This window comes from Halomonas halmophila, from assembly GCF_006540005.1.
GTDB classification, from domain to species: domain Bacteria; phylum Pseudomonadota; class Gammaproteobacteria; order Pseudomonadales; family Halomonadaceae; genus Halomonas; species Halomonas halmophila.
In genome coordinates, this window is sequence record NZ_BJOC01000010.1 from 83298 (window position 1) to 107110 (window position 23813).

Here is a 23813-nt window from a genome sequence, read left to right on the forward strand (position 1 = left end):
GGATAGTCGATTAACTCAATAAGGAGTAAGCCATGAAATTACAAAAAACACTTTTAGCAGTCGCTTGCATATCAACGATGGCTGCTGGCACCGCTCAGGCGGATTATCCCAATCGGGATGTTCGTGTCATCGTGCCCGCGGCTGCCGGTGGCGGTACCGATGCTATCGTGCGCAAGATCTCCAATATTGCGGAAGAATCCTTTCCCGTTTCGATGTATGTAGAGAATGTCGCCGGAGGCATGACAGCTACTGGTCTGCTGCAATTGATGGACGCGCGGCCGGATGGGCAGACAATCGCTGCCATTACCTATGACAGCATCATCACCATTCCCTGGAAAGAGATGCTGCCTGGCTTCAGCATGGACCGGATGAAAATGATCGCCCGCATCACCAAGGAAGCCGATGCGATCACCGTCGCTGATGATGCGCCTTATGAAACACTGGGCGACTTGATTGCGGCTGCCAAGGATGACCCTGGCAGCATTCGCGTCGGCATCCAGAACATGGGGGCGAGAACCCATCTGACACTGCTGCAGCTACAGAATCAGACCGGTGCCGAGTTCAAGGTGATCTCCTATGACAACAGCGCTGCCACCCAGAAAGAGGCATTGCTCAACGGGGAGGTCGATGCTGTCGTCACGAGCCTGGGGGATCTTGCGCCGCTGATCGAGTCGGGGCAGGCCCGTGGGCTTGTCGAGTTCTCCGACACGCAGAATAAAGGCTTCCCGAATGTTCCGCCGGTCACCGAGACCGATACCGGGCTGGACTTGCAAATGGGCAGCTTCATCACTCTGGTGGCGCCTGCCCAAACACCGGATGACGTGATCGAGACGCTGGAAGACACGTATCACGAGGCCTACGAAAGTGAGGAATTCCAGCAATGGCTGACCGATATTGGCGTGACCGCGGCCTGGTTGGGCTCTGATGAGGTCACGCAATGGTCGCGTGATACTCAACAGCAGCTCTTCGACACCATGGATAATCTGGTCGAAAAGGGCGTGTTGGAGAAGTAAATCTCCAATACCGATTCTTGCCGTTACCGCGCCATGCATCTCGCATGGCGCAATGATGTGCTAACAGGTTTTGATATGTCTTCCAAACGGCTTTCTCTAGGCGGTGGATTCTATGTCCCGGCTGTATTGGCTGTGATCACGGTGATTTATCTGATCTCGGCGCTGCAGCTTGGTCCGCCCATGAAAGAGGGCAACATGACAGCCTCTTTCTTTCCCATATTGACCGCAGTGCTTATGTTGGTCGCTCTGGTTTCTGCGATGGCACAGGATGTTCATCGTACCCGCAGCGAGGAAAAGAAGGTGCCTGATGCCGAGCCCGACGACGATGCCGAATTGAGCAAGACCTATGGCGGTATTTCGGTGGGGGCCATCAGTGTCGTCCTGCTTACGGCCGGATATCTGCTGGCCTTCGATCTGATCGGTTATTTCGTATCGACCTTCTTTTACGTGTTGCTGCTGATGTTCCAGTTCGGCAGTGGTTCGGCGAAGAACTGGCTGATGCGACTGGTCGCCACCTGTGCGATTACCGGGGCCGGATACCTGCTGTTTGAGGTCTTTTTCCAGGTTCGTCTTCCGACCCTCTGGAGTTAATGATCATGGAATCTCTATACGGTCTTCTAGGCGGATTCGCTGCCCTCGCCAATCCCGAAACGCTTCTCTACATGGTTGGCGGCTTCCTGATCGGAACATTGTTCGGTGCCGTGCCGGGCCTGACGTCAGTTCTGGCCATCGCGCTGCTGCTTCCTCTGACTTACAGCCTTGATGTCACCACGGCACTGGTGGCATGTGCCAGCATTTTCATGGCGGGTATGTGCAGCGGCAGTATCACCGCCACGACGATCAACATCCCCGGTGCGCCCGCGTCGATGATGACGGCGTTGGAGGGGTATCCGATGCAGCAACGTGGTGAAGGTGCCAAGGCCCTGGGACACGCTGCACTGGGGTCGATGATTGGTGGTTCAGTAGGTGCTTTGCTGTTGATGGTACTGTCGCCCCTGGCAGCCGATGTGGCATTGCTGATTCGCACCCCGGGCAAGTTCTCCTTGATCGCCTTCGCGCTCATCGTGATCATCATTTCTCAACGCGGTTCGGTCACGAAGGGGATGGTCGCCACTCTGCTCGGCGTGATGGTCGCGACGGTAGGGATCGATGTAGTGCAGCCGTTGGCCCGCTTTACCTTCGGCAGCAGCGTGCTGGTGCAGGGAATCGACATGATGCCCTTGATTATCGGGACGTTTGCGATCAGCGAGCTACTGATCCAGGCCGATAGCCGGAGTGCTCGTACGGTAGACCCCAGCAAGCTTCAAGCCGCGAAGGTCAAACGCCGTGATTTCATTCCGCCGTTGTCCGAAGTGCGGGAAATCGGTTTTTTGCGCTATCTGAAAAGCGCGGTCATTGGTTATGCAGTGGGTATTCTACCGGGTGCCGGTGGCTCGATGGCAGCTTTTGTCTCCTATGCTGAATCGATGCGCTCCTCCAAGCACCCTGAGCGTTATGGCAAGGGGAATCCCGAAGGCATCGCATCAGCCGAGTGTGCCAACAACTCCATGTGTGGTGGCGCCTTCGTCCCGATGCTGACCTTTGGTATCCCCGGGGACCCTACGACGGCCATCGTTCTCGGTGTACTGGTAATCAACGGTCTGCAGCCTGGACCGCAGTTCATGACCCAGCAGCTTGACCTGATTGCCCCGATGTTCGCTTCGCTCTTTGTCAGTGCCTTGATTCTGGTACCACTGACGCTTTACTTGTTGGGGCCGTACTTCCTGAAGATCGTGTCGATTCGTCGCGACGTTCTCTATTCGAGCATCGCGGTGGTGGCCCTGGTGGGCAGTTATGTCGCCACGTACTCGACCTTCCAGATGGCTCTGGCGCTGGTGTTCGGTGTACTGGCCTATTTTCTGCGCAAGCAGAAATATCCCACGGTCTGCCTGCTGCTGGGTTTTGTGCTGGGGCCAAGTCTTGAGGAATACTGCCGCCGTGCACTCTCGATCAATGACGGCAGTCCAACGGTTTTCCTGACCAGTCCGGATAGCCTGTTCTTCATTGCCCTGACCGCCGTCTTCTTCTACTTCATGGTGATCCGCAAGCCTCGGGAAAACCCTCTCAAGGCAATGTCGGATTAAATCCGGGTAGGATGTTGAAGCGCCACAATCACGGTTGTGGCGCGTTCTTTTTGTCCTGATGACCCTGTTGATCGTTACAAAGGCCCTCTCGCGCGGTCGGCAGCATGTGACTGACCAGAAGCAGCGCATCAGTGGCTTGTATAGTGCACAAACCTTCCAGACGTTCTTGCGTCCCGTGCTGCATCATGGTCTGTTGAGTCCATGAGCGGGTGCGGAGAGGCCATCATGCCCGAGTCCAGTTGGGTCGATCTTGAGCAGGATAGTGCCACGGGCATCGAGACGGTGCGTGCGCATTTTCAGGGTCATGCCTATGATCCGCACTGGCACGATAGCTATCTGGTCGGAGTGACCGAACAGGGTCTGCAGCAGTTCACCTGTCGGCACTCGCGCCACCGCAGCACACCGGGGCGCCTGATACTCATCGAGCCGGGGGAGGTCCATGACGGGCATGCGCCGGAAGAGGATGGGTTCACGTATTCCATGCTGTATCTGGATCCTGACTGGCTGGATCGCAGCCTGCGCGAGCAGCATGGCGTGGCGCCGACCGAGCGCTATCCCGGCTTTTCCGCGACGCTGGCCGATGATCCGCGCTTGAGTCGCACTATCCTGACGGCCTTCAGTGCGCTGCGTCAGCAGCCCTGGCGGATCATGCGCGATACGGCGCTCGACCAGCTTATTGAGGGGCTGGTACCGCATCTGGGTGCGGTTCCGCAGAGCACCGATCACCCTCGCTTGCCGGCAGCGGCGCTGCGCGCCCGCGATTATCTGCATGCCCATGTCGAACAGGACATCAGCCTGGAAGCGCTGGCGGTGGCCAGTGGCGTGAATCGTTATCGGCTCAGCCGTGCCTTCAAGCAGGCATTTGGCATTGCTCCGCATGCCTATCTGGTGCAGTTGCGCCTCAACCATGCACGCCGCCGTCTGGCGGCCGGCGAGACGCCGGTAACGGTGGCCAGCCAGCTTGGGTTCGCCGATCAGAGTCATCTGGGGCGCTGGTTCCGGCGCGCCTATGGGGTCACGCCGGCCGACTATCGTCAGCGCTGCCGGGGCGGCTGACTCCCGGGCTGATATCAGCCTCCCCTACGCACTGCACAAACCTTCCAGACTCGGTGGTAACCCACGGCGACAATACGAGTGTCCTCATTCAGGAGCTCGACACCATGTCGCAATGGTTGCCTTACACCCTGTTCGCGTTTGCCGCGACGGCCAGCCCCGGGCCGACCAATCTGCTGGTTATGGCCATGGCGGGGCAGGTGAGTATGCGCCGGGTGCTGCCCGTGGTGGTTGCGGCCTGTGCCAGTGCGGCGCTGATTGTGCTTATGGCCGGCGCCGGTGCCGCGAGTTTTCTACAGGCAACGCCCTGGCTGCGCGAGCTGTTGTCCTGGCTGGGTGGCGCCTGGTTGACGTGGTTGGCCTGGCGACTCGCTTCGGCGTCGCCGCCTGCTGATGACAGCGAGGGCCAGGTCGCGCCCACATTTCAGGTTGGCGTGGCCCGAGTGGTCGGCCTGCAGGTGATCAACCCCAAGGTGTGGATGATGGGGCTGTCGGTCTTCGCGATGTTTGCCGGCCCGGATGCCTCACTGATGACCGTGATGCTGATGGCGTTGATCTTCTTCGTGCTGGCCGTCATCTCGATGACGCTCTGGGGCCTCATGGGGCGTGGCGCCGCTCGCTGGCTGGCAACGCCGCGCCGTCGAGTGATCTTCAACCGGGTGATGGCGACGATGCTGTTGGGGATGACCTGGTGGGGACTCTTCCACTGACCTCCGTGCTTGATGTGGCGATGCATCAGGCCTCGATCAGGAGTTGATCTTATGCAGGATACGCGAATCGTCGTCATGGTCCGTGAGGACCTGGCCGTATGGCAGAAGCTCAATGTCACGGCTTTTCTGATGAGCGGGTTGGCGGCCGAGCACCAGGAGATCATCGGCGAGCCCTATGCAGATGCCGAAGGCAACCGGCACCACCGCTTGGCGGGCGAGCCGGTGATGGTGCTTTCCGGCTCGGCCGCCGTGCTGAGAAACGCCAGGCGTCGCGCCAATTCGCGTGGCGTGGAGAGTGCCGTCTATATCGACGAGATGTTTGCCACCGGCAACGACGCGGCCAACCGCAGCGTGTTCGCCGAACACGGCCCGGATGAAGAGAATGTGGCCGGCATTGCCTTTCGCACCGAGAAGAAAATCGCCGACAAGATCAGCAAGGGTGCCAGGCGGCATGCGTGAGGCCAGGGGCAGAACAGTGGTGAGAATCGCAGGGATGCCGGATTACGCCTTCGACGTCAATAGCCACTGGCGAAATGTCTGCATGGCAACACTCAAGTGACGATGCTGAGGTAGCAGCAGGGAAAGTTGTCCACGGCTGGGCAAGGCATGCGGCAGGGCATGCACGAGTATTCCCTGCTGGAGCTCCTCGGCCAGGAGTCGCGTCCAGCCCAGTGTCACTCCCTGGCCGGCCATGGTTGCGTTCATCAACAGTTGGTAGCTGTTGGCGCGGAAGGTACTGGCGGGGGGCTGCCATGCCAGCTCGAGCGAGCGGTACCAGGTCTCCCAGGTCAGCCAGTCATGGAAGTGATCCTCGACGACCATCAGGGTATGTCGTTGCAGCAGGTCGCTGGCATCACGAATGCCGCCATGTCGTTCCAGGTAGATGGGGCTGCAAACGGCGCTGACGCTTTCCTGATCGAAAATCGCTTCGGCGGTCAGGCCGGGTGGGTCGACTTCGTCTGGCACGTGGTAGTAGATGCCAAGGTCGAATTCGGCCAGATCGAGCCGGTTGGGGTCCTCGACGGTCAGAATGCGGATCTCGATATCCGGGTGTGCATGCTGAAAGTGAGGCAGCTGACGGGCCAGCCAGGTCGAAGCCACGGTCGGGCTGGCGGCCAGGGTCAACTGACGATCGTTGCCACGTCGCCGCAGGCTTGCCGTCTCGTCACTCAGTTCGCGGAGTATGCGCTGAATGACCATGGCATAGTGCCTGCCGGCCGGTGTCAGGCTAAGTCCGTCGTGATGGCGTTCGAAAAGCGGCCGCCCGAGGTCTTCCTCGAGACGCCTGATCTGTCGGCTGACTGCACTCTGGGTCAGGTTCAGTTCGCTGCCGGCCTGGGTGAAGCTGCCATGACGGGCCGTGGCTTCGAAGGCATGCAGGCAGGACATGGGGGGAAGGTCATTGCCCTTGGGCATACAGGAATCCGTGACCGTGAACTTACGACCACGGATCATAGCATGAAAGCCCGTGTCTCCGGGCTTTCGTCTGGCGTGGCTATCAGGTTGCGGTTCTGGGGATCTCGCGCTCCCAGGTTTTCTCGCTGACCTGGATGCCATCTTCATGGGCGATCTGACTGGCCGTCAGGTAGAAAGTGCTTTCATCACAACGCAGGTGATGACGACTGGTGACCTCGACGTTGAATTGACCATCGCCTTGCTGACGACAGGCCTTGTAAGTCCATACGATATCCGCCCGGGTGCGAGTAGCATCCGTTGGGTGGCTTGTGTAGATTTCCTTGCCCTGCTGCTCAACACGTAAGCCGTGGTCTTCGAAGCGAACATCCCCCATGTCATCTTCTATGGTAAGGGTTACTTCGCCACTGCCCACGTCCTCGCTGATGGTACGTTTTGGCTCTCCCTTGCGTAATGTCTCCAGGCGGCAGGGTGTGGCACTTTCCGGTGGTTCAAAAGGCATGGGCACGAAAGGCGCTTGGCAAAGTGGCAACTCGAGGACCGGTGACCCAGCTTTCAGCGTCAGATCGGCGCGTTTGCGGGGAGACCAGACAAGCGGGAAGCTGGCACTGGACAGCGCTACGCGAAGCCGATGCCCCTCGGGCAGCCGATAGCCGATCAAGTCCATGGCGACACGTATGTCCATCGGCTCGCCGGGTATGGGCGCAGCCACATGGCCCTGGTCATTGCGCAGGTTTAGATTGAGTGTGCCGTAGGTGATCAGGGTGCTTTCACCACTGGGGGAGACATCGCATAGACGTACGTGCAACTGACCGCAGGCTTCGGCGCTGGAGAGCGTCAGTGCAACGGTCGGTTGACCGAGAATGTCGAGGCCTTTGTCATAGACTTCGGAGTCGAACGTCACGGAGAGGCCATCGTCGCGACGCTGGTCGGGCGGAAAGTCGGCCCCGAACCACAGCGGGATGTACTCACCCTGGAGTGAACCCATGGTCAGAGGTGACGCGATGAGTCGGTCTTCGCTGAGCGCAATAGTGCCTGTCAGGCCATGATCTCCCAGCAGCAACCGGGTCGTCTCGACCTGATCGGAAGGCGCCGGCCAGTCACTGGTGTGAACCCATTGACCCGGACGTTCGAGATACTTGGTCGCCGGTGGCAGGCCATCCTGGAGGTAAAAGGTACAGGCCGGTTCATCCATGATGCCGGTCTCGATGTCCTTGAGCCAGTAGTCCCACCAGCGCAGGGCCTCCTGTAGAAAACCGATGGCCGGGTCGGGAATGGCGAAGTGGGGATACTTGTGCATCCAGGGGCCCAGCAGCGCCTTCCTGGGGCAGGAGAGGTGCTCCATCATTCGTGGGATGGTGTTGGTGTAGGAATCCCCCCAGCCGCTGATCATGTAGACCGCTGCTTCGATATCCGCGTAATTCTCGTTGATGGAGCCATGCTTCCAGTAGTCATCACGATACTGGTGGCTGATCCAGTTATCGGCCAGCAATGGCATGTTATCGAGGCGATGCTGCCACATGTCACGCCAGCGGTCGCCGACCAGCGCAGGGTCCGGAACGGCGGCAGAGAAACTCATCATGGTGGCTGACCAGGCGAGATTCTCCAGGAGCATGTTGCCGCCCTTGTAATGCACGTCGTCGGCAAAACGGTCGTCGGTGGAGCACAGCGTGATGATCGCCTTGAGCGGTTCCGGTTTCAGGGCGGCGACCTGCAGGCCGTTGAAGCCTCCCCAGGAGATACCCATCATGCCGAGGTTGCCGGAGCACCATGGCTGCTTGACGATCCAGTCGATCACTTCCAAGGCATCGGCCTGTTCCTGAGGGGCATACTCATCTTCCATCAGCCCCTCGGACTCGCCGTTGCCGCGCATGTCGACGCGAATGCTGGCATAACCGTGACCCGCAAAATAAGGGTGCGTCAGCTCGTCGCGAATGGCCGTGCCGTCGCGCTTGCGGTAGGGCAGGTATTCCAGGATGGCCGGTACCGGGTGTGTCTCGGCGTCTTCCGGTAGCCAGATCCTGGCGGCCAGATAGGTGCCGTCTGCCAAAGGGATCCAGGCGTTTTCGATTTCACGCACGCGGCGGGGAAAATCTTCTTTGATATGCATCAGTCTTTCTCGGCACGTGTGGGTGTGGGAACGGCTTCAAGACGTTCCGGATGTTGTAACCAGATCCAGAGTGAACCGGTGGCCAGCAGGACGATCAGCAGTGAAGGCAGCCCCCCGAGATTGGAAAGCATCTTGATACCGTCGATGCCGACGAAGCTGACCATTACCCAGGAGACCGCACCGACAATGACACCCCAGATGATTTTCATGGTGATGCCGGCATTGAGGTCGGAGTCTGCCGTCAGTCCGCGTGTACAGAGGTTGCCGATGGCATCGGTCTGGGAGTCAGCGGCGGTAACGTAGGAGATGTAGGCGATGAACAGCAGAACCGGAATCCAGATGCCGGACAGCGGGAGCTCGCGGAACAGTTCGTAAAGCACGTGCTCGACGCCACGGTCATTCAGAATCGCATGCAGGTCGACGCCGGTGTTGGCCTGGTAATAGAGTGCGGCGCCCGAGAAGATGATGATCCACACGCTGGCGAACAAGGCAGGGTAAAGCAGGTTGACGCGCAGAAACTCCTTCACGGTATACCCCTGAGAAATCTTGCCCAGGAAGAGTGCGGCCACGGGTGCCCAGGCAAACCATACCGCCCAGTAGAAGATCGACCACCACTGCGGCCACTTGTCATCAGCTGCAGCTCCAGTGAACAGGCTCTTGCTGAAGAAGTTATCCAGGTAGATCCCGAACGACTCCACCCCCAGCGCAAGGCTGAAAATGGTGGGACCTATAATGAACATGAAGATGCCAAGCACCATCAGCAGTATGGCGTTGAGGGATGACAGGCGGGCGATGCCTTTTTGAAGTCCACTGGCAGCCGAGAGCACGAAGGTGACGACGATCACCGCGATAATCACACCCAGGCGCAAGGGGGTGGTTTCACCTCCCAAGTACTGGCCTGCACCTCCGGCAAGCGTCAATGCGCCGGTACCCAGTGATGAGGCCATGCCAGCAACCAGTGCATAGAGCGAGACGGCATCGATCAGTCCGGCGAAGCGTTTTACACCTGGGCCGAAGAGAGGTTCGAGCATGCTCGAGATCGAGAAGCGCAAGCGTAGATTGTAGAAAGCGAGCGCGAATATCAGTGCGGGTACGGCATAGATGGCGTAGGGCGTGAATGACCAGTGCAGGAACATGGTCGACATGGCGAAGGTCATCGCGTCACTGGAGCCGGCTTCCAGCCCGCTCGAGGATGGTGGTCCCATGAAGTGGTAGAGCGGCTCGGCGGTCGTCCAGAACAGCACACCCACCGCGAGCGTCGTGCACAGGGTGATCGAGAACCAGCGCAGGCGCGACAGCAAGGGTTTGGCATGGGCGCCACCGATACGGATTCGCCCCAGAGGCGAAAAGTAAACGATCACCGCCATGACCAGCAGGTAACAGCTGCCCAGGGAGAACAGCCAGGAAAAGTTGGCCAGTACGGCATCATTCAGCGCACTGGTGCTTGCCAAGAAGGCATCCAGGTCAACGTAACTGGCGACAACTGCCACCATCAGCACGATGAAGGTCGGCCAGAATACCAGCGGCCTCAGCGAGGTCTGCATTATATGTCTCCGTTGTTGTGGTCGGTGAGTTATGCTTTTTGTACATGGCTTACTAACCTACTGGCTTATGCATGGTGGGTGGCAAACATAATTTGAACATGAGGGTATGCACCTGAGGCATGGCCCATCCATGAGGGGAGTCAGTCCGCGTCATTCGTACCAGCGATTTGACCAATCTCGTGAAGGTGGCCTGGAAGAGAATTCGGAAACGAATCGTGGATGCTGGTGCTATGAGCGAGCCGTGCTGCCCAAGAGTCATAAGCCTCGTGAAGCGGATCTCGACACATGATGGTGTATGCTGCGAGTTACGATCGCGGGGCAGGCTGCAGGGTGCGTCCCGAGTGTCTTTCGGGGAGGGCAGCGCGGTCGGCGGGTCGGCAATGGAAGGGAATCATCATGCCGCGTATCGAGGCTAGAGCCGCCGGAGGGCGGAATGTCTGTGCCTTTCTGGACATGCTGGCGTATGCCGAGATCGGTGAGGCGATGCTGGCGCTGTCCGATGATGGCTATGACGTCCTGGTGGGGTCGCTACCCGGGGCGATGGAGACGTTCTCGAGCTATGCCGAGCATCCCCTGGCCGAGGCTGAGGCCATCGAGTACGCCCCCGGTCTATGGTCGACGGCGGCGGGGCGCTATCAGATTCTGGCGCGCTACTGGCAGCACTATCAGCCGCTGCTGGCGCTGCCGGATTTTCGCCCCGAGAGCCAGGACCGTTATGCGCTGCAGCAGCTGCGCGAGCAGCGTGCCCTGCCGTTGATTCAGTCCGGTCGGCTGCGTCGCGCCATTGCGGCCTGTGCGAACATCTGGGCGAGTCTTCCCGGCGCCGGCTATGGTCAGCACGAGGTGGCGTTCGAGGAGTTGATGGCGGTCTATCAGCAGGCCGGTGGCCGGCTGGCGTCGCGTGATCATCACTGGTTCGAGGCGGTGATGCGGGCGGGCGGTGCGCCGCATGAATAAAGGGACCCCGTGGGGTCCCTTCGCTGTGCGACGTAGAAGCCAGTCAAGGATGTAGAGTGCGAGCGGGATTACTCGGCGGTGATGGTCTGGGTGACCAGTTCGCCGTCCATCTTGATCGGGCCGTCCTCGGAGGCGCCCAGGGTGTATTCGAAGGTGCCGGTCTTCATGCCGCCGTCTTCGCCGTGCACCATCAGCATCAGGTGGTCGCCGGCGCTGACCTCTTCGGTGAGCAGGGCCGTGACGTGCATGTTCTTGCCTTTCTGGAGCGGGGCATGGCCGACCACCGGGCCAGGCTTCATGCTTTCGTCGGTGCGGTGCACCACCAGCCAACCGTTGGTGTTGGTCATGACCTTCTCGGCCGTCACGGCGCCGCCGGAAACGGACTGGTCATCGGCCCAGACCTGCGGGTGATGGTCGCCGTTCATCTCGGCGTGAGCCATGGAAGCACCCAGCATCAGTGAAGCGGAAACGAATGCACTTGCCATCAGCTTGTTCATCATTCTCTTCTCCTTGGTATCCGAGCGTTCCCCATCGAATCCGATGGGGTCACAAGGAGTTACGAGAAGAAGGTGCCGCGGGTTTCAGCGGATATCAGGAATCAGAGGTTACGCGTGGCCGGGTAGAGGTAGCCATGGATGGCCGGGCCGGTAGGCTGGCCGGTCGGTGAGCCGCCCGGTGGCTCGACGCTGATGCCGAAGGTGGCGCGCTTGAGCAGCTCGGGGCTGTATTCGCTGAGGGCGTTGGCGGCCAGGCTCAGGTCGTCGTTGAGTACCCCCACGGAGCGTGGCTTGGGACCCAGGGAATCTTCCTTGATCCACATCTGATAGCTCTTGTCGGGCAGTGGCTCGGCCGCGACGGCCTGCACGTGCAGATCGCGACTGGGCAGCTCCACCGAGACCATGAAGGCCGGTTGCTGGTCGTTCTGCTGGAAGACCGCGACGAAGGGCTTGGGGGGCTGCTGCGTCTGTAGTGGTGCCAGCAACAGTACGGCGAGCACCAGGGCGGCAGCGGTGGCCAGGCAGGTGCCCCATTGCCAGAAGCGTAGGCGGCGCTGCAGTTGATAGACGTTGTCGCGCGGCGGTACGTGTTCGTCAGACCCGGCGGCCGCGGCTCGCTCGGCCTCCAGGTCATCGATACGCTGCTCGATGCGCTTGAGCAGGTCGGGCCCGGGGGCGACCTCCTGGATTTCGTCGCCCAAGGGGGCAAGACGGGCTTCCCAGGCCTCGATCAGATCATTGAGCGTGGCGTCGTCCTGGCGGCGCTGCGCGACCCGAGTGCGCTCTTCGGCGTCCAGGGTGCCGAGCACATACTCCGCGGCCAGCATGTCGAGATCGTCGCGGTCGGTCATGATGCCAGACACCCCTTGAGTTGCTTGAGGGCACGGTGCAGCCAGGTCTTGACGGTATTGACCGGCTGCTCGAAACGTTCCGCCAGGTCGGCGCGTGACCAGCCTTCCAGATAGGCCAGCCGGACCATGTCCTGGCGGCGACCCTCGAGTTCCTCCAGGCAGGCGTAGAGGCGTTGCGCATCCTCTTCACCCTCCAGGCGCTCGCGGGCGCTGGGCGTATCCGAGGCGGTTTGATCCAGGATGTCGGCCGGCTCGTGGCGGGCCGTAGGGCGTCGGCGCAACTCGTCGATGGCGCGGTTGCGGGCGATGGTCACCATCCAGGTGATGGGCGAAGCCTTGAGCGCATCGTACTGCTCGGCCTTTTGCCAGATAGTGACGTAGACCTCCTGAACGACATCGTCGGTCCGCTGCTCGTGCTTCAGGATACGCAGCACGGCCCCATAGAGTTTCGCCGCGGTGGCCTCGTAGAGTCGGGCGAAGGCCTGGCGATCCTGGTCGGCGACGCCCTGCAGCAGCTCCTCGAGTTGTTCCCGGGTGATGGCACCTGGCATGGCGTCGGGGCCGGTCGAGGTGCCGGCGGCGGGGTCCGAGGCCGGGTCCGAAGCATGGTGCATGCCGCATTCTCGCTTGTGGTGGAGGCGTCGAGGCACGCGGCGAAGCGTGCCAGTCTGATCGGCAGATTGACGCGACTCGTGCGTGGCGGTCAAGTCGACCGGGCCGGGATCTTCAGCCCTGAAGCATGTCCATCAGCAGGATGACGCTGCCATAGGTGCCGACTCCGGCGATGATCGGCCAGCCCAGCGAGCGCAGGCGGTACCAGACGATCAGGGTAGCGATGACGCCCAGCAGGGTGGCGAGCCAGGCCGTGGTATCGGGCTGGCGGGGCACCAGCGAGACACCGAAGAGGGCGGCGATCATCATCGGGCCGAGGATGCTCAACCATTGCGGCATGGCCTCCACGCTGTCGTTGCCGTCCAGGCGCTTGAGGCGGCGCCGCATCCACAGCAGCGGCAGCAGGCGGATCAGGTAGGTGCCGATGGCGCAGGCCAGTACGGCCAGCCACAGGGTATCACTCATGTGAGCCTCCGCCTGGTTGTTGATTCAACTTCACCAGATAAAAGCACAGAGCCCCACAGGCGGCGGCCAGGGGGATGCCGAGATTGGTCAGTCCGTTCAGGGTGCAGGCCATGGCAATGGCGATGGTCAGCAGTAGCGCCAGCGTCCAGCGCGGTGAGGTGAAACGCGGCATCACCAGCACCAGAAACAGCGCCGGCAGGGCGAAGGGCATGATCTCGCCTAGCAGCGGCCATTGTGCCATCAGCCAGTCGCCCGCCACGGCTCCCAGCGCGGTACCCGCCACCCAGGCCGCCCAGGCCAACAACGCAGCGCCGGTATACCAGCCCAGACGCTGGGATGCCTCGAGTTGCGGCATACGGGTATGGGCCAGGGCAAAGACCTGATCGGTCAGGCCGTGCATCAGCAGGGGCCACCAGCGGCTGGTGGTCAGCCAGGGCGCCAGGTTGGGACCATAGACCATGTGGCGCACATTGATCAGCAGGGTCATGGCGATCAACAACCACAAGGGCGCGCCGGCCGCGGCCATGCCGATGAACAGGAACTGGGAGGCACCGGCATAGATCAGCAGCGAGATCAGGGTGGCTTCCCAGGTGGTAAAACCGGCCTGGATGGAGACCAGCCCGAAGGAAATGGCCACCGGTATATAGCCGCCCAACAGGGGAATGGCCTCTCGCATGCCGATCAGCCAGGAGCGGGCGTGCAATGGCAGTGTGCGAGTGGTCATGGAACGGCCTCGCTATCGGTGTAGACGATGGTCATGAGCAGGGTCGCCCAGGCGCCATGCGTGCGGTAGAGGTGAGGCTGGTCGGCGTCGAAATTCAGGGTATCACCCGCCGAGAGCGGTTGAATCCTGTCTTCCGGACCGGCCTCGAGCTGGCCGCTGACGATCGTCAGCCATTCTCGTGTGCCTGGTGAGTGCGCTTCGGCATGTCGCGTGATGTTGGGTGCACAGCGCATCCAATAAGCGTCGACGCGTGGCGAATCCTGGCCCTGGTCGAGCAAACGCACTTCCACACCATCTTCGCCGAGTGGTACCTGGATCGGTGCGACCAGGGTACCAAAGGGTACATGGAGCTGGACGGCCAGGCGCCAGATGGTGTCCAGCGTCGGGTTGCCATCGCCTTGCTCGAGTCGCGACAGGTTCGATTTGGCAATACCGGCGGCGGTGGCCAATTGCGAGAGCGACCAGCCGCGAGCCTGGCGTAGTGTCTGCAGGTGCTGGCCCAGGGTGCTGAGAGAAAGCCTGTCCATGTTGCTCATGATCGTGAACTCGCTCGATGGCACGGTGTTCGTTATATAGAACGTTCTATATAATGAACGGCGGCTTGTCAAACGACTGCCTCACCGGTCTGCGACACCGCACCGCATGTATCGGCTCCGGTTCACGGCCTGTGCCGGGATATCATGGCCGGACCCGTCCGACAGGCCATGAATTAATCTTCCAGCCCGGGAAACCTTAAGTGACAGGCGGCGTATCTATATCTGCCGAGGGGTGGGGAATGGCTTTCGGATCGGGCCTGGAGGGTGCAGGTATCCATCGTTGTGCAAGAGGATGCGTCATGAGTGGCAATGCTCAGGATCTTTATCGTGCGGTCTGGCGCTGCTCGCCATCGGCGGGGTGATCTTCCCGCTGATGGGAGCGTCGATGCTCGTCATGGCGTTGGTGGATAGCCTGATCAGGCGTCGTGGCGGCAGAGGCACGGCCGTTGCCGGTAGCTGATCGCCGGTCGAGGAAAGGATGGCGTCACAAAAATGGCCGGCCCACGCAGGTGGTGCCGGCCAAGCTCGTTGAGGTGTGCACGACTTGCCCTCAGCCACCCCGTGGGGCGAGCAGGATGATCCCGGCGCCGGCCAGGCAGATCGCCGCGCCGATCAGGTCCCAGCGGTCGGGCAGGCGTTGCTCGACCAGCCACAGCCAGCCCAGCGAGGTGACGATGTAGACACCGCCGTAGGCCGCATAGGCGCGGCCGGCGTAGTCGGCGTCGCTGAGGCTGAGCAGCCAGGCGAAGAGCACCAGGCTGGCCACGCCGGGCAGTAGCCAGAGGGCGGACTTGTCCAGCCGCCACCAGGCCCAGACGCTGAAGCAGCCGGCGATCTCGGCCAGGGCGGCGGCGACGTAGAGGACGAGCGTGCTCATGGTCGTGACACAGGCGACACCAGGGGCGGCCGGCACCTGCACGCCACAGGTGCCGGGGCACGGCGGCGCATCACGCCGTGAGGCGTTCGGCGACGGCGTCGATGAAGCCCTGCATGTCGACCACGCTTTCCTTCTCGGGCTCGTTGGTCTTGCCCTTGAGATCGCCGGTGACGATGCCGTCGCCGATGGTGTCGATCAGTGCGGCCTTGAGGCGGCTGGCGTAGTCGCCCAGCTCGTCATTGCCCTCGCGTTCGGCGACGGTTTCCAGGGCATTGCCCACGGCATAGATCAGCGCCGAGGAGTTGAAGTGCGCGACCTTGCCGTCGCTCTCTTGGTACTGCAGGTAGAGGTCGTGGGCGGTGCCGTGGGGCGCCTCGAACAGCATGGTGCCGTTCTTGCTCTCGATGATCGAGCTGGCGGTGGCCAGGCTGCCGCCAAGCGCGGCGGAGATGTCCGAGAAGATGTCGCCGTCCAGGTTCTGCGCCGGGTAGAGGGCGTTGCGGGGCGGGTCGGTGATCATTTTGACCAGCTGACGCGAGGGCCGCATGATCATGAACGACGGCGGCGGCGTATCGGCCTTGGCCAGCTCACGACGCGCTTCGGTGATGACGTTGCTGAACACCTCATCGTAATCCATGTACTCGCGCTTGAGGCCGAAGTAGACCTCCTTGTCCTTGCGCGAGGCGTCGCGGAAGACCTGCAGCACCCAGTCCTTGATCGCCGCGCGGTCGTTGGACATCAGCAGGATGGGGTCGCCCTTGCGGACGTGGCGGGCATGCTTCTCCTCGCCGTCGACCACCACCTTGAGGATGCCATCTTCCTCTGCCGGGGCATTGTAGCTGCCGTACTGGTCGCCGCCGCCGGCACTCATGCGCGAGATCGACACCTGGGCCTTGCGATCCGGGATGCCGTGGCGCTTGAGCTGCTCGACCAGCTTGTACAGCTTGCGCCCGGAGGTGTTGTCCGGCACGCCCCAGATGGCACGTTCCGGCGGGTTGGCGACCAGGCGTGCGGCCTGGGCGTCGATCAGCTCATAATGGTACTCGAGCCCCAACTCCTCGACTTTGGCCTGGTAGTCGGCCCTGTAGATGTCCTCGATGGCGGCGCGCATCACGCCGTCATAGCCGGCGATGACCGTGTCCTTGAGGCCCAGGTAGATGTCGCGCTGCTCGTCGATGGCGCGCTGGAAGAAGCGATGCGCCCAGGCCTTGACGGCGTCCAGATCATTGGTGGCCAGCAGCCAAGGGTCGCCCTTGCTGACTTCGCGGCGGTGGAGTTCGACCGGGTCGCCGCTGGCGCCGACGAACAGCAGCTTGACCATGCCGGAGCCATCGGCGAGGGCATTGTGGCTGTCCTTGATACCGCCGTCGTCCATGGTGTCGACGACGATATCGCGGCCGACCCACTGTGGACGCTCGAGCCGCAGGTTGCGGAACTCGATGTCCTCGCGGGTGATGTTGCCGCCGATGCCCTTGCGGATGGCGCCGTTGGGCGACTTGGTGGCCAGCGGGTTGAGGCTGGCGCGATCGAGCGTGGGGCGTTCGGCGAGCATGGCATCGAGCTGTTCACGGTTGACCGTCATGCCGGCGTTCTTGACGCCCACTCCATGGCGGTTGAGGGCCTCGATGGCGTCGGTGACGGCCTGGCCGTTGGTCGCCAGTCGGTTCTCCGCCGTCAGGTCGATCTCGACCAGATTGATGTCTAGCGGCCGGGTCACGAAGGTCTCGAGAATACGTTCGAAGGCCACCTGCGCCATTTCGTCGCCATGCAGGATGACAAGCGGGGAGGCCACGTTGATCTGTCTGCTCATTGCGCTTTCCATGTCGGTCGTAAAATGAAGGACGGGCTTGCCGCGCCAGTCGCCTGCCGATCAAGCGGCATCATGTCATCGCGCATTATACGCGCCAAGTGTCCCGGCATCATGCTCGGGTCCTGTCGTCGCTCCGCGCCTGCAGCCCGGCGGCGTTGTTCAGCTATCTGCCCAGCGCTCATCGGGATGCACCTCGTTGGCCGGCAGCACCGGATCATAGCCCTCGGCACGTAACGCTTCGATGACATCCCGGGTATGGTCGCGACCCAGTGTCTCCAGCGTAGCCTCGACTTCGGTGGCACGCAGCGAGAGGTCGGTGAATGTGCGCTGATGGGCAATGGTGATGACATTGGCGCGCTGTTCGGCGAGCAGGTTGGTGAGTTCGGAGAGGGCGCCGGGCACATCCGAGATGCCCACGCGCACGCGCACGATACGCCCGCTGCGGACCAGGCCGCGCTGGATCACCGAGGACAGGGCCAGCATGTCGATGTTGCCGCCGCACAGCACCAGGCCGACCCGGCGGCCGCGGAAGCGCTCCGGGTCGTCGAGGATGGCGGCCAGGCCGGCGGCGCCGGCACCTTCGGCGACGGTCTTCTCGATTTCCAGCAACAGCAGGATGGCGCGTTCGATTTCCGGTTCGTCGACCAGGCAGATGTCGTTGACGTGCTCGCGGATGATCTCCCGGGTCAGCTCACCGGGCTGCTTGACGGCAATGCCCTCGGCGAGACTGGCCTGCCCGCAGTGGACCGGCTCGCCGGCCAGCACCTGCTGCATGGCCGGGTAGCGTTGGCTCTGCACGCCGACGATCTCGATCTCCGGGCGCAGCGCCCGGGCGGCCACGGCATTGCCGCTGATCAGACCGCCCCCGCCGATGGGGATGACCAGGCTCTCCAGGTCCGGATGGTCCTCGAGCATTTCCAGCGCCATGGTGCCCTGGCCGGCGATGATGGCCGGGTCGTCGTAGGGATGGACGAAAACCAGGTCGCGCTCCTCGGCCAGGCGCTGGGCATAGGTGCCGGCCTCGTCGACGCCATTGCCCTCGAGGTGCACTTCGGCGCCCAGCTGGCGAGTATTGCGCACCTTGAGGTTGGGAGTGTGGCGCGGCATGACGATGGTGGCGTGAATGCCCAGGCGGGCGGCGTGGTAGGCCACCGCCTGGGCATGGTTGCCCGCCGACATCGCGATGACGCCCCGGCGGCGCTCGTCTTCGGACAGCATCAGCAGATGATTGAGGGCGCCGCGTTCCTTGAAGGCGGCGGTGAACTGGTGGTTCTCGAACTTGATGTACAGCTCGCAGCCGGTCAGCGCCGAGAGCGTGGCCGAGTGCAGACAGGGCGTGCGCACCAGCTGGTCGCGGGTGCGCTCGGCGGCGTGTTTTACGTCATCCAGGGTGACGGTCATGGGCGAGTCTCTCCATCGGGCCGGGCGTGATCAGGATGTCTCGGGGGTCGTGTCGTCCACCTGGCGTAACTGGTGAGCCAATTCCCTGATGTGGGTATCCTCGACGCCGAGCTGGTTGAGGGCGTCATCCAGGTTCAGCAGGTAGTCGCGATTGGGGCCGCTGGGCCCCTGGGCGGTGGCGATTTGACGGGCCATGGCCTCCAGCGGGGCTTCGCCGAGAAAGGCGGCGTTGTGTTCGGTGGCGATGTACACCAGGCCCTGGGCGGTGTCGCCGTCGTTGAAGCGCAGGGTGACGACCTCGCGCAGATAGCCGTTCTTCTCGCGCACGTCCAGCGGGCCGAGCACGTCCGGGGTGATGCGATAGGCCATGCCGTGGCAGGTGGCGCCGGCTTCGGGCAGCAGGGTGGCGACGCGTCCCGGCGAGTCGGGGGTGCCGCGATGGTCGTGGGAACCCTGCCAGAAGCGGCGCGTCCAGCCGCGAATGCTCGCCGGGCGGCGTTCCAGGTAGTCGAAGCCGGCCTTCCAGATCAGTGAGCCATAGCCGAACAGCCAGATGGCGTCCTGGTCGGCGAAGTGATCCCGCTGTTGATTCTGCTGGGTAGTGTCGAGGGTCATGGCGTCCGTCGTGTCGTTGAGTCGTGGCCGTGAAGTGGCGAAGCGTCAGCTGTCCTTGCGCGGCGGTGGGAATACCACGTCGAAGCCGCGGGCATCGAGCTGGCGGATGTCCTCCGGGCGGCCCTGGTCGTCGAGCACCACCAGACCGATCCCGGCGCCGTTCCAGAGGCGCTCGCCGGCCTCGGCACGGTCCGGGTCGCGCGGCCGGATGCGCATGGGCCGACGCTTGGTGAACCAGTTGAGCGGTGAGCGCGGCGCATATAGCCAGCGGTTGGCGCGGTCGAAGGTGTCCAGCAATTTATCCGGGAAGGCGTTTTTCACGCCGCTCGAGGTGATCTGCCAGATGCGCGAGCCACGCTTGCTGTGGCGAATCTTGATGTCATAGGCGAAGGAGTAATGCACATCGCCGGACAGCACCACGTAGTGTCCCGGGGTGCGCGAGTGGCGGAAGATGTTGAGCATCACGCTGGCCGCGCCGCGATGCGCCATCCAGTTCTCGGCATCCACCAGCAGCGGCTTGCCGGCCAGGGTGAAGAGCTTCTGTACCGTCTCGATGAGCTTGACGCCGAACATCGGTGTGGGCGAGACGATCACCACCGAAGGGGCGTCGAGCATCTGCTGCTGTAGCTCGGAGAGCGCTTCCCAGTCCATCAGCCCGGAAGGGCGGCCACGCTTGCGCTCGCTGCGCCAGCGGCGGGTGCGGGTATCCAGCACCACCAGCTTGGGCGAACCTGGCACGGCGTATTCCCAGCCCTGGAAACGTTGCAGGTTGTCGAGGAACTGGTCGTGGGGCTCGGCGGGCAACCAGCCGTCTTCCTTGGTGGCGGTCTCGAGCAGGGCCGCGACCTCGTCCATGGGGCCGGCCAGCCGGTCCGGGTCGTTGCCCCAGCCCTGGCAGAGCAGATAGCCCATCAGTGCATTGCCGATGATGCGCCGCGAGAAGGGGTTGCCGTAGGCGGTTTCCTCCCAGGCGGCGGTCAGGTTCCAGTCATCGGTGACGTCATGGTCGTCGAAGATCATCAGGCTCGGCAGATGGGCCAGCAGGCGCGCCACGGCCGGCAGTTCCTCGGCGAAGCGTTCGATGACCCCGAGCTCCTCGTCGAAGGTCTCGCGCTGGCTGTCCTCCAGCGTCGGGCGCTCGATCTTCACCAGTTGCCAGGGCGTCGGGGACCAGACCAGCAGGTACATGGCGATGATCTCGCCGAAGCTGATCAGATGGTTGGTGGCATTGGCCGAGGTAAAGATGGGCTTGCGGGCGCCGCCGAAGAAGCCCTTGCGGACATCCTGGCTTTCGTCGACATCCGGCAGCAGGGAATCGCGCCTGTAATAGGCCGTGTCCGTGGTGGCCAGGGCGCGACTGTCGCGGATGGTAGCGCCTTCCAGGGGCTCGTCGAACAGGTCGAGCTGCCGAATCAACTGGTGAATGGCCACCAGCATCGGGCCGGCCACGTCATCGGCGTAGATCTGGTCGCCGGACATCAATAGCCAGGCGGGCCATTGGGTGGTGTCGTCGTGGCGTTCGGCGAGCCAGGCATCGGCGCGTGCCAGGCCGTCCGGGCCGTCGTGATGCGGACGGCGGCAGGAGCCATGCATGAGCCGGCGCTGGGTGGAAGCCAGCACGAAGCTCGGGCGTCGAGCGCCGTCATGCAGCAGATGCGGGGCCCAGTCGGCGATGCCGCCTTCCTCGCCGAGGCGCAGGTCATAGTCGATGCGCTGGTCCTGGGGCAGCGGCGTGCCCAGGGCGACATCGATCAGGTGCAGGTAGGCATGCCGGCCCAGCGGCAGGCAGCGCACCCGCTTGTCGTTGAGCGCCAGGCGACGCGGTGGCTGGCCTTCGGGCTGCAGGACCAGCTGCATGTCCAGCGGGCGGCTGCCGACCACCCAGAGCAATAACCGGTCAGGCGACAGGCGTCTCAGCAGAGGGCCGGCCAGGACGGAAGGGAGGGGCTGGGATGCATCTTCCGTTGTCGTCATGTCGATTCCTTTCTCGCCATCTTGTCTCGCCGCGTTCCTGCCATGCAGGCCGGTCGGCAGTGACTCGGACATTGTCGGGGCACGCTGACAGGCTCGGGGAGCCTTGCAGCGCTCGCTGTGTCCAGCATACCACTCAGTCGCGGGACTGTGAGGGCCGTCAGTCAGGGGGCCGGAGTTACCAGCTGGTCTCGGGCAGCCAGAGGCGGGCGCAAAGGCCGCCGCCGTCGGCGCGCTCGAGGGTCAGTGTGCCTTCATGCAGCGTGACAAGATCATGCACGATGGCCAGGCCCAGACCGCTGCCGGAGCGCTGTTCGTCGAGCCGTGCGCCCCGCGCCAGGGCGGCCTGGCAGTCGGCCTCGCTCATCCCGGGGCCGTCGTCCTCGACCTTCAGCCAGGTGCCCTCGTCTTCTCGTCCGCCACTCAGGGTGACCCGATGGCCGGCCCAGCGCAGGGCGTTGTCGAGCAGGTTGCCGATGATTTCCTGCAGGTCCTGGGGGTCGAGGCGGACGCTCAGCCGGTCGTCCAGGTCGTTCTCCAGTACCAGGCCACGCCGCTGGGCCAGGCGCGAGAGCCCGTCGAGCACCGGGCGCAGGGTCTCGTGACAATCGATCGGGCGGTTGAGCGTGCCATCGCCGGCCGCGGAGGCCCGCGCCAGATGGTGACGAGTGGCATCGTCGATGCGTGCCAGCTCGCCCTTGAGCCGACGGCGTGCATCTTCCGGGAAGCTGTCGGCGAGGGTGGTCAGCACGCTGACTGGTGTCTTGAGGGCGTGGGCCAGGTTGCCGGCGGCGTGGCGAGCACGCTCCAGGCGGCGACGGTCGCGCTCGAGAACGGCATTCATGGCACCGGCCAGCCGGGCCAGCTCGGCGGGCAGTCGAGTGCCCAGGCGCTCGCGATCGCCGCTTTCCACGGCTTCAAGGTCGCTGCGCAGGCGGCGCAAGGGGGCCAGCCCCCAGCGAATCTGCAGCGCCAGGCCGAGCAGGATCAGCAGGCCCAAGGCAGCCAGCGAGAGACTCAATAGTCGGTTGAAGCGCGACGCTTCGAGGTCGATGGCGCGAGTGGGCGCCGCCACGCTGACCTGCAGCGGGGTGTCCAGCGGGGCCAGCTGGATCTGTCGGGAGAGGACGCGTAGCTCGGTGTCACGGGGACCGACAAGTTCCCGAGGGGCCCCGGTCTCGAGGACCGGCAAGCGTTGGTCCCACAGCGAGCGTGAACTCAGCAGCCGATCGTTGCCGTCGCTGACCTGCCAGTACCAGCCGGAAAGGGCCTGGCGAAAGCGCGGCTCGCCCAGCTCGCGGTCATGCACCAGGCGCTGCTCGACCGCGTCGTAGCGCACCCCGGCGATGACCTGGTTGAGCAGGCCGTCCAGGCGCTCGTCGAACACCGTGGTGACCGAGTCGCGAAAGTGGTGGGCGAGCCCCAGGCCGGCGAGTGGCAGTAGCACCCCGACCAGCAGCAGGGCGGCCAGTAGCAGACGGGTGGCCACGGAGGCTCGGGTCAAGCGGTCTTGCCAGGTCGTGCTCATGAGGCGGCTTCATGGTCGACGAGCCGGTAGCCCTGGCCGCGCTGGGTTACGATGCGCTGGCTGCCCAGCTTGCGCCGCAGCCGACTTATCTGCACATCGATGACATTGGAATCCGGCTCGTGGTCGCGGTCGTAGACGTGCTCGGCGAGTTCGGCGCGGCTGACCACCCGCGGCGCGGCATGGATCAGATAGGCCAGCAGGCGCGATTCCTGGGCGGTCAGGCCCACCGGGCGACCGGCCAGGGTCACGCTGGCGGTATGGGTGTCGAAGGTCAGGTCACCGACGCGCAGCACCGGGTGCGAGTGGCCATGGCTGCGGCGCATCAGGGCTCGCAGGCGGAACAGCACTTCGGCGGTCTCGAAGGGCTTGGTCACGTAGTCGTCGGCACCGGCGGAAAAGCCGGCCGCCTTGTCGGCCCAGCGTTCGCGGGCGGTCAGCACGAGCACCGGCAGATCGATGCCGGCATCGCGCCACTGGGCCAGCCAGCGGGTGCCGTCGCCATCCGGCAGGCCCAGGTCGAGAATCACCGCATCGTATTGCTCGGTCTGCACCAGGAAGTCGGCCTCGCCGCCCTCGGCGGTCTGTTCGATGAGCACGCCGGCATCGGCCAGGGCGGTGCTCAAGGCATCGGCGAGCGGGCGGTCGTCTTCCACCAGCAGAACCTTCATGGTGACTTCCTCATGGCGTTGATATTCGCGCCTTCCATGCCGATCAGTTGTCCGTCGCTGGCATCGAATTCGAACTCCACGACCTGCCCCTGGGGGCCGAGCATTTCGATTTCATAGAGGGTTGCGCCATCATCACGCTCCAGCTCGACCTCCAGTACCTCGCCCCGGTAACGGGACTGCAGCCAGTCGAGGATGGTCGGCAGTTCGACCAGCTCGCCGCGTTGTACTGCGTCATGCAGCTCCCGCCAGTCCTCGTCGGCCAGCACCGAAGTGGTCATCAGGACAGATAACAGCATACCGCAGGCGCCAGCGCAGGCAGTGTGCGACTGTCTGGC

24 protein-coding genes are annotated in these 23813 nt (G+C 63.1%); 7 read left to right on the top strand and 17 right to left on the bottom strand.

The window, feature by feature from the left end:
- Window positions 1–32 precede the first annotated feature (32 nt).
- The 6 genes from HHA01_RS02505 to HHA01_RS02530 all read left to right on the top strand — a co-directional run bounded on the left by HHA01_RS02505 (window position 33) and on the right by HHA01_RS02530 (window position 5358).
- A complete protein-coding gene (locus HHA01_RS02505; protein WP_141317527.1) occupies window positions 33–1013 on the top strand; it encodes a Bug family tripartite tricarboxylate transporter substrate binding protein in 981 nt (326 codons plus the stop codon).
- Between the two features lie 33 nt (window positions 1014–1046).
- Window positions 1047–1604: a tripartite tricarboxylate transporter TctB family protein gene (locus HHA01_RS02510; protein WP_141317528.1), complete on the top strand. Its 558-nt coding sequence runs from the start codon at window positions 1047–1049 to the stop codon at window positions 1602–1604.
- 5 nt (window positions 1605–1609) lie between these two features.
- Window positions 1610–3136: a tripartite tricarboxylate transporter permease gene (locus tag HHA01_RS02515; RefSeq protein WP_141317529.1), complete on the top strand. Its 1527-nt coding sequence runs from the start codon at window positions 1610–1612 to the stop codon at window positions 3134–3136.
- A 225-nt stretch (window positions 3137–3361) separates the two neighbouring features.
- Window positions 3362–4192, top strand: coding sequence for an AraC family transcriptional regulator (locus HHA01_RS02520; RefSeq protein WP_141317530.1), 831 nt, complete (start codon window positions 3362–3364; stop codon window positions 4190–4192).
- A gap of 104 nt (window positions 4193–4296) precedes the next feature.
- Window positions 4297–4899: a LysE family translocator gene (locus HHA01_RS02525; RefSeq protein WP_141317531.1), complete on the top strand. Its 603-nt coding sequence runs from the start codon at window positions 4297–4299 to the stop codon at window positions 4897–4899.
- Between the two features lie 51 nt (window positions 4900–4950).
- The gene (locus tag HHA01_RS02530) at window positions 4951–5358 is read left to right on the top strand and encodes a DUF2000 family protein (protein WP_141317532.1); all 408 of its coding nucleotides are present in this window, start codon (window positions 4951–4953) and stop codon (window positions 5356–5358) included.
- A 42-nt stretch (window positions 5359–5400) separates the two neighbouring features.
- Here HHA01_RS02530 and HHA01_RS02535 read toward each other — a convergent pair whose 3' ends face one another.
- The 3 genes from HHA01_RS02535 to HHA01_RS02545 form a co-directional block, all read right to left on the bottom strand.
- Window positions 5401–6315, bottom strand: coding sequence for a LysR substrate-binding domain-containing protein (locus HHA01_RS02535; protein ID WP_141317533.1), 915 nt, complete (start codon window positions 6313–6315; stop codon window positions 5401–5403).
- A gap of 82 nt (window positions 6316–6397) precedes the next feature.
- Window positions 6398–8422, bottom strand: coding sequence for a CocE/NonD family hydrolase (locus tag HHA01_RS02540; protein ID WP_141317534.1), 2025 nt, complete (start codon window positions 8420–8422; stop codon window positions 6398–6400).
- Window positions 8422–9966, bottom strand: a complete 1545-nt coding sequence (locus HHA01_RS02545) for a BCCT family transporter (protein ID WP_141317535.1) — start codon at window positions 9964–9966, stop codon at window positions 8422–8424. The genes HHA01_RS02540 and HHA01_RS02545 overlap by 1 nt, the downstream gene beginning before the upstream one ends.
- 396 nt (window positions 9967–10362) lie before the next feature.
- On the opposite strand from HHA01_RS02545, the gene HHA01_RS02550 reads away from it, so the two are divergent.
- The gene (locus HHA01_RS02550; RefSeq protein WP_141317536.1) at window positions 10363–10923 is read left to right on the top strand and encodes a glycoside hydrolase family 24 protein; all 561 of its coding nucleotides are present in this window, start codon (window positions 10363–10365) and stop codon (window positions 10921–10923) included.
- 68 nt (window positions 10924–10991) lie between these two features.
- On the opposite strand, the gene HHA01_RS02555 is transcribed toward HHA01_RS02550, so the two are convergent.
- From HHA01_RS02555 to HHA01_RS02620, 14 genes are all read right to left on the bottom strand, one after another.
- Entirely contained in the window at window positions 10992–11423 is a 432-nt protein-coding gene (locus HHA01_RS02555) for a DUF7282 domain-containing protein (protein ID WP_174787705.1), read from the bottom strand.
- Window positions 11424–11521: 98 nt separating this feature from the next.
- On the bottom strand, window positions 11522–12271 hold the full coding sequence (locus tag HHA01_RS02560) for an anti-sigma factor (protein WP_141317537.1): 750 nt from the start codon (window positions 12269–12271) through the stop codon (window positions 11522–11524).
- Complete coding sequence (locus HHA01_RS02565) at window positions 12268–12885, bottom strand: sigma-70 family RNA polymerase sigma factor (RefSeq protein WP_246053788.1); 618 nt, start codon at window positions 12883–12885, stop codon at window positions 12268–12270. The genes HHA01_RS02560 and HHA01_RS02565 overlap by 4 nt, the downstream gene beginning before the upstream one ends.
- 112 nt (window positions 12886–12997) lie before the next feature.
- Window positions 12998–13348: an AzlD domain-containing protein gene (locus HHA01_RS02570; protein WP_141317538.1), complete on the bottom strand. Its 351-nt coding sequence runs from the start codon at window positions 13346–13348 to the stop codon at window positions 12998–13000.
- Complete coding sequence (locus HHA01_RS02575; RefSeq protein ID WP_141317539.1) at window positions 13341–14072, bottom strand: AzlC family ABC transporter permease; 732 nt, start codon at window positions 14070–14072, stop codon at window positions 13341–13343. Before HHA01_RS02575 ends, HHA01_RS02570 begins: the two co-directional genes overlap by 8 nt.
- Window positions 14069–14599, bottom strand: a complete 531-nt coding sequence (locus tag HHA01_RS02580; protein ID WP_141317589.1) for a helix-turn-helix domain-containing protein — start codon at window positions 14597–14599, stop codon at window positions 14069–14071. The genes HHA01_RS02575 and HHA01_RS02580 overlap by 4 nt, the downstream gene beginning before the upstream one ends.
- Window positions 14600–15158: 559 nt before the next feature.
- The gene (locus HHA01_RS02585) at window positions 15159–15485 is read right to left on the bottom strand and encodes a YnfA family protein (protein ID WP_141317540.1); all 327 of its coding nucleotides are present in this window, start codon (window positions 15483–15485) and stop codon (window positions 15159–15161) included.
- A gap of 70 nt (window positions 15486–15555) precedes the next feature.
- Window positions 15556–17295: an NADP-dependent isocitrate dehydrogenase gene (locus HHA01_RS02590; protein WP_141317541.1), complete on the bottom strand. Its 1740-nt coding sequence runs from the start codon at window positions 17293–17295 to the stop codon at window positions 15556–15558.
- 159 nt (window positions 17296–17454) lie between these two features.
- On the bottom strand, window positions 17455–18696 hold the full coding sequence (locus HHA01_RS02595; protein WP_141317542.1) for a threonine ammonia-lyase: 1242 nt from the start codon (window positions 18694–18696) through the stop codon (window positions 17455–17457).
- 30 nt (window positions 18697–18726) lie between these two features.
- Window positions 18727–19311: a gamma-glutamylcyclotransferase gene (locus tag HHA01_RS02600; RefSeq protein WP_141317543.1), complete on the bottom strand. Its 585-nt coding sequence runs from the start codon at window positions 19309–19311 to the stop codon at window positions 18727–18729.
- Between the two features lie 45 nt (window positions 19312–19356).
- The gene (locus HHA01_RS02605; protein WP_141317544.1) at window positions 19357–21285 is read right to left on the bottom strand and encodes an alkaline phosphatase D family protein; all 1929 of its coding nucleotides are present in this window, start codon (window positions 21283–21285) and stop codon (window positions 19357–19359) included.
- Between the two features lie 175 nt (window positions 21286–21460).
- Window positions 21461–22810 carry a sensor histidine kinase gene (locus HHA01_RS02610; protein WP_141317545.1) on the bottom strand — a complete coding sequence of 450 codons (1350 nt, stop codon included), beginning with the start codon at window positions 22808–22810 and terminating at the stop codon, window positions 21461–21463.
- The gene (locus HHA01_RS02615; RefSeq protein ID WP_141317546.1) at window positions 22807–23478 is read right to left on the bottom strand and encodes a winged helix-turn-helix domain-containing protein; all 672 of its coding nucleotides are present in this window, start codon (window positions 23476–23478) and stop codon (window positions 22807–22809) included. Before HHA01_RS02615 ends, HHA01_RS02610 begins: the two co-directional genes overlap by 4 nt.
- Complete coding sequence (locus HHA01_RS02620) at window positions 23475–23774, bottom strand: PepSY domain-containing protein (RefSeq protein WP_246053789.1); 300 nt, start codon at window positions 23772–23774, stop codon at window positions 23475–23477. Before HHA01_RS02620 ends, HHA01_RS02615 begins: the two co-directional genes overlap by 4 nt.
- Window positions 23775–23813 lie beyond the last annotated feature (39 nt).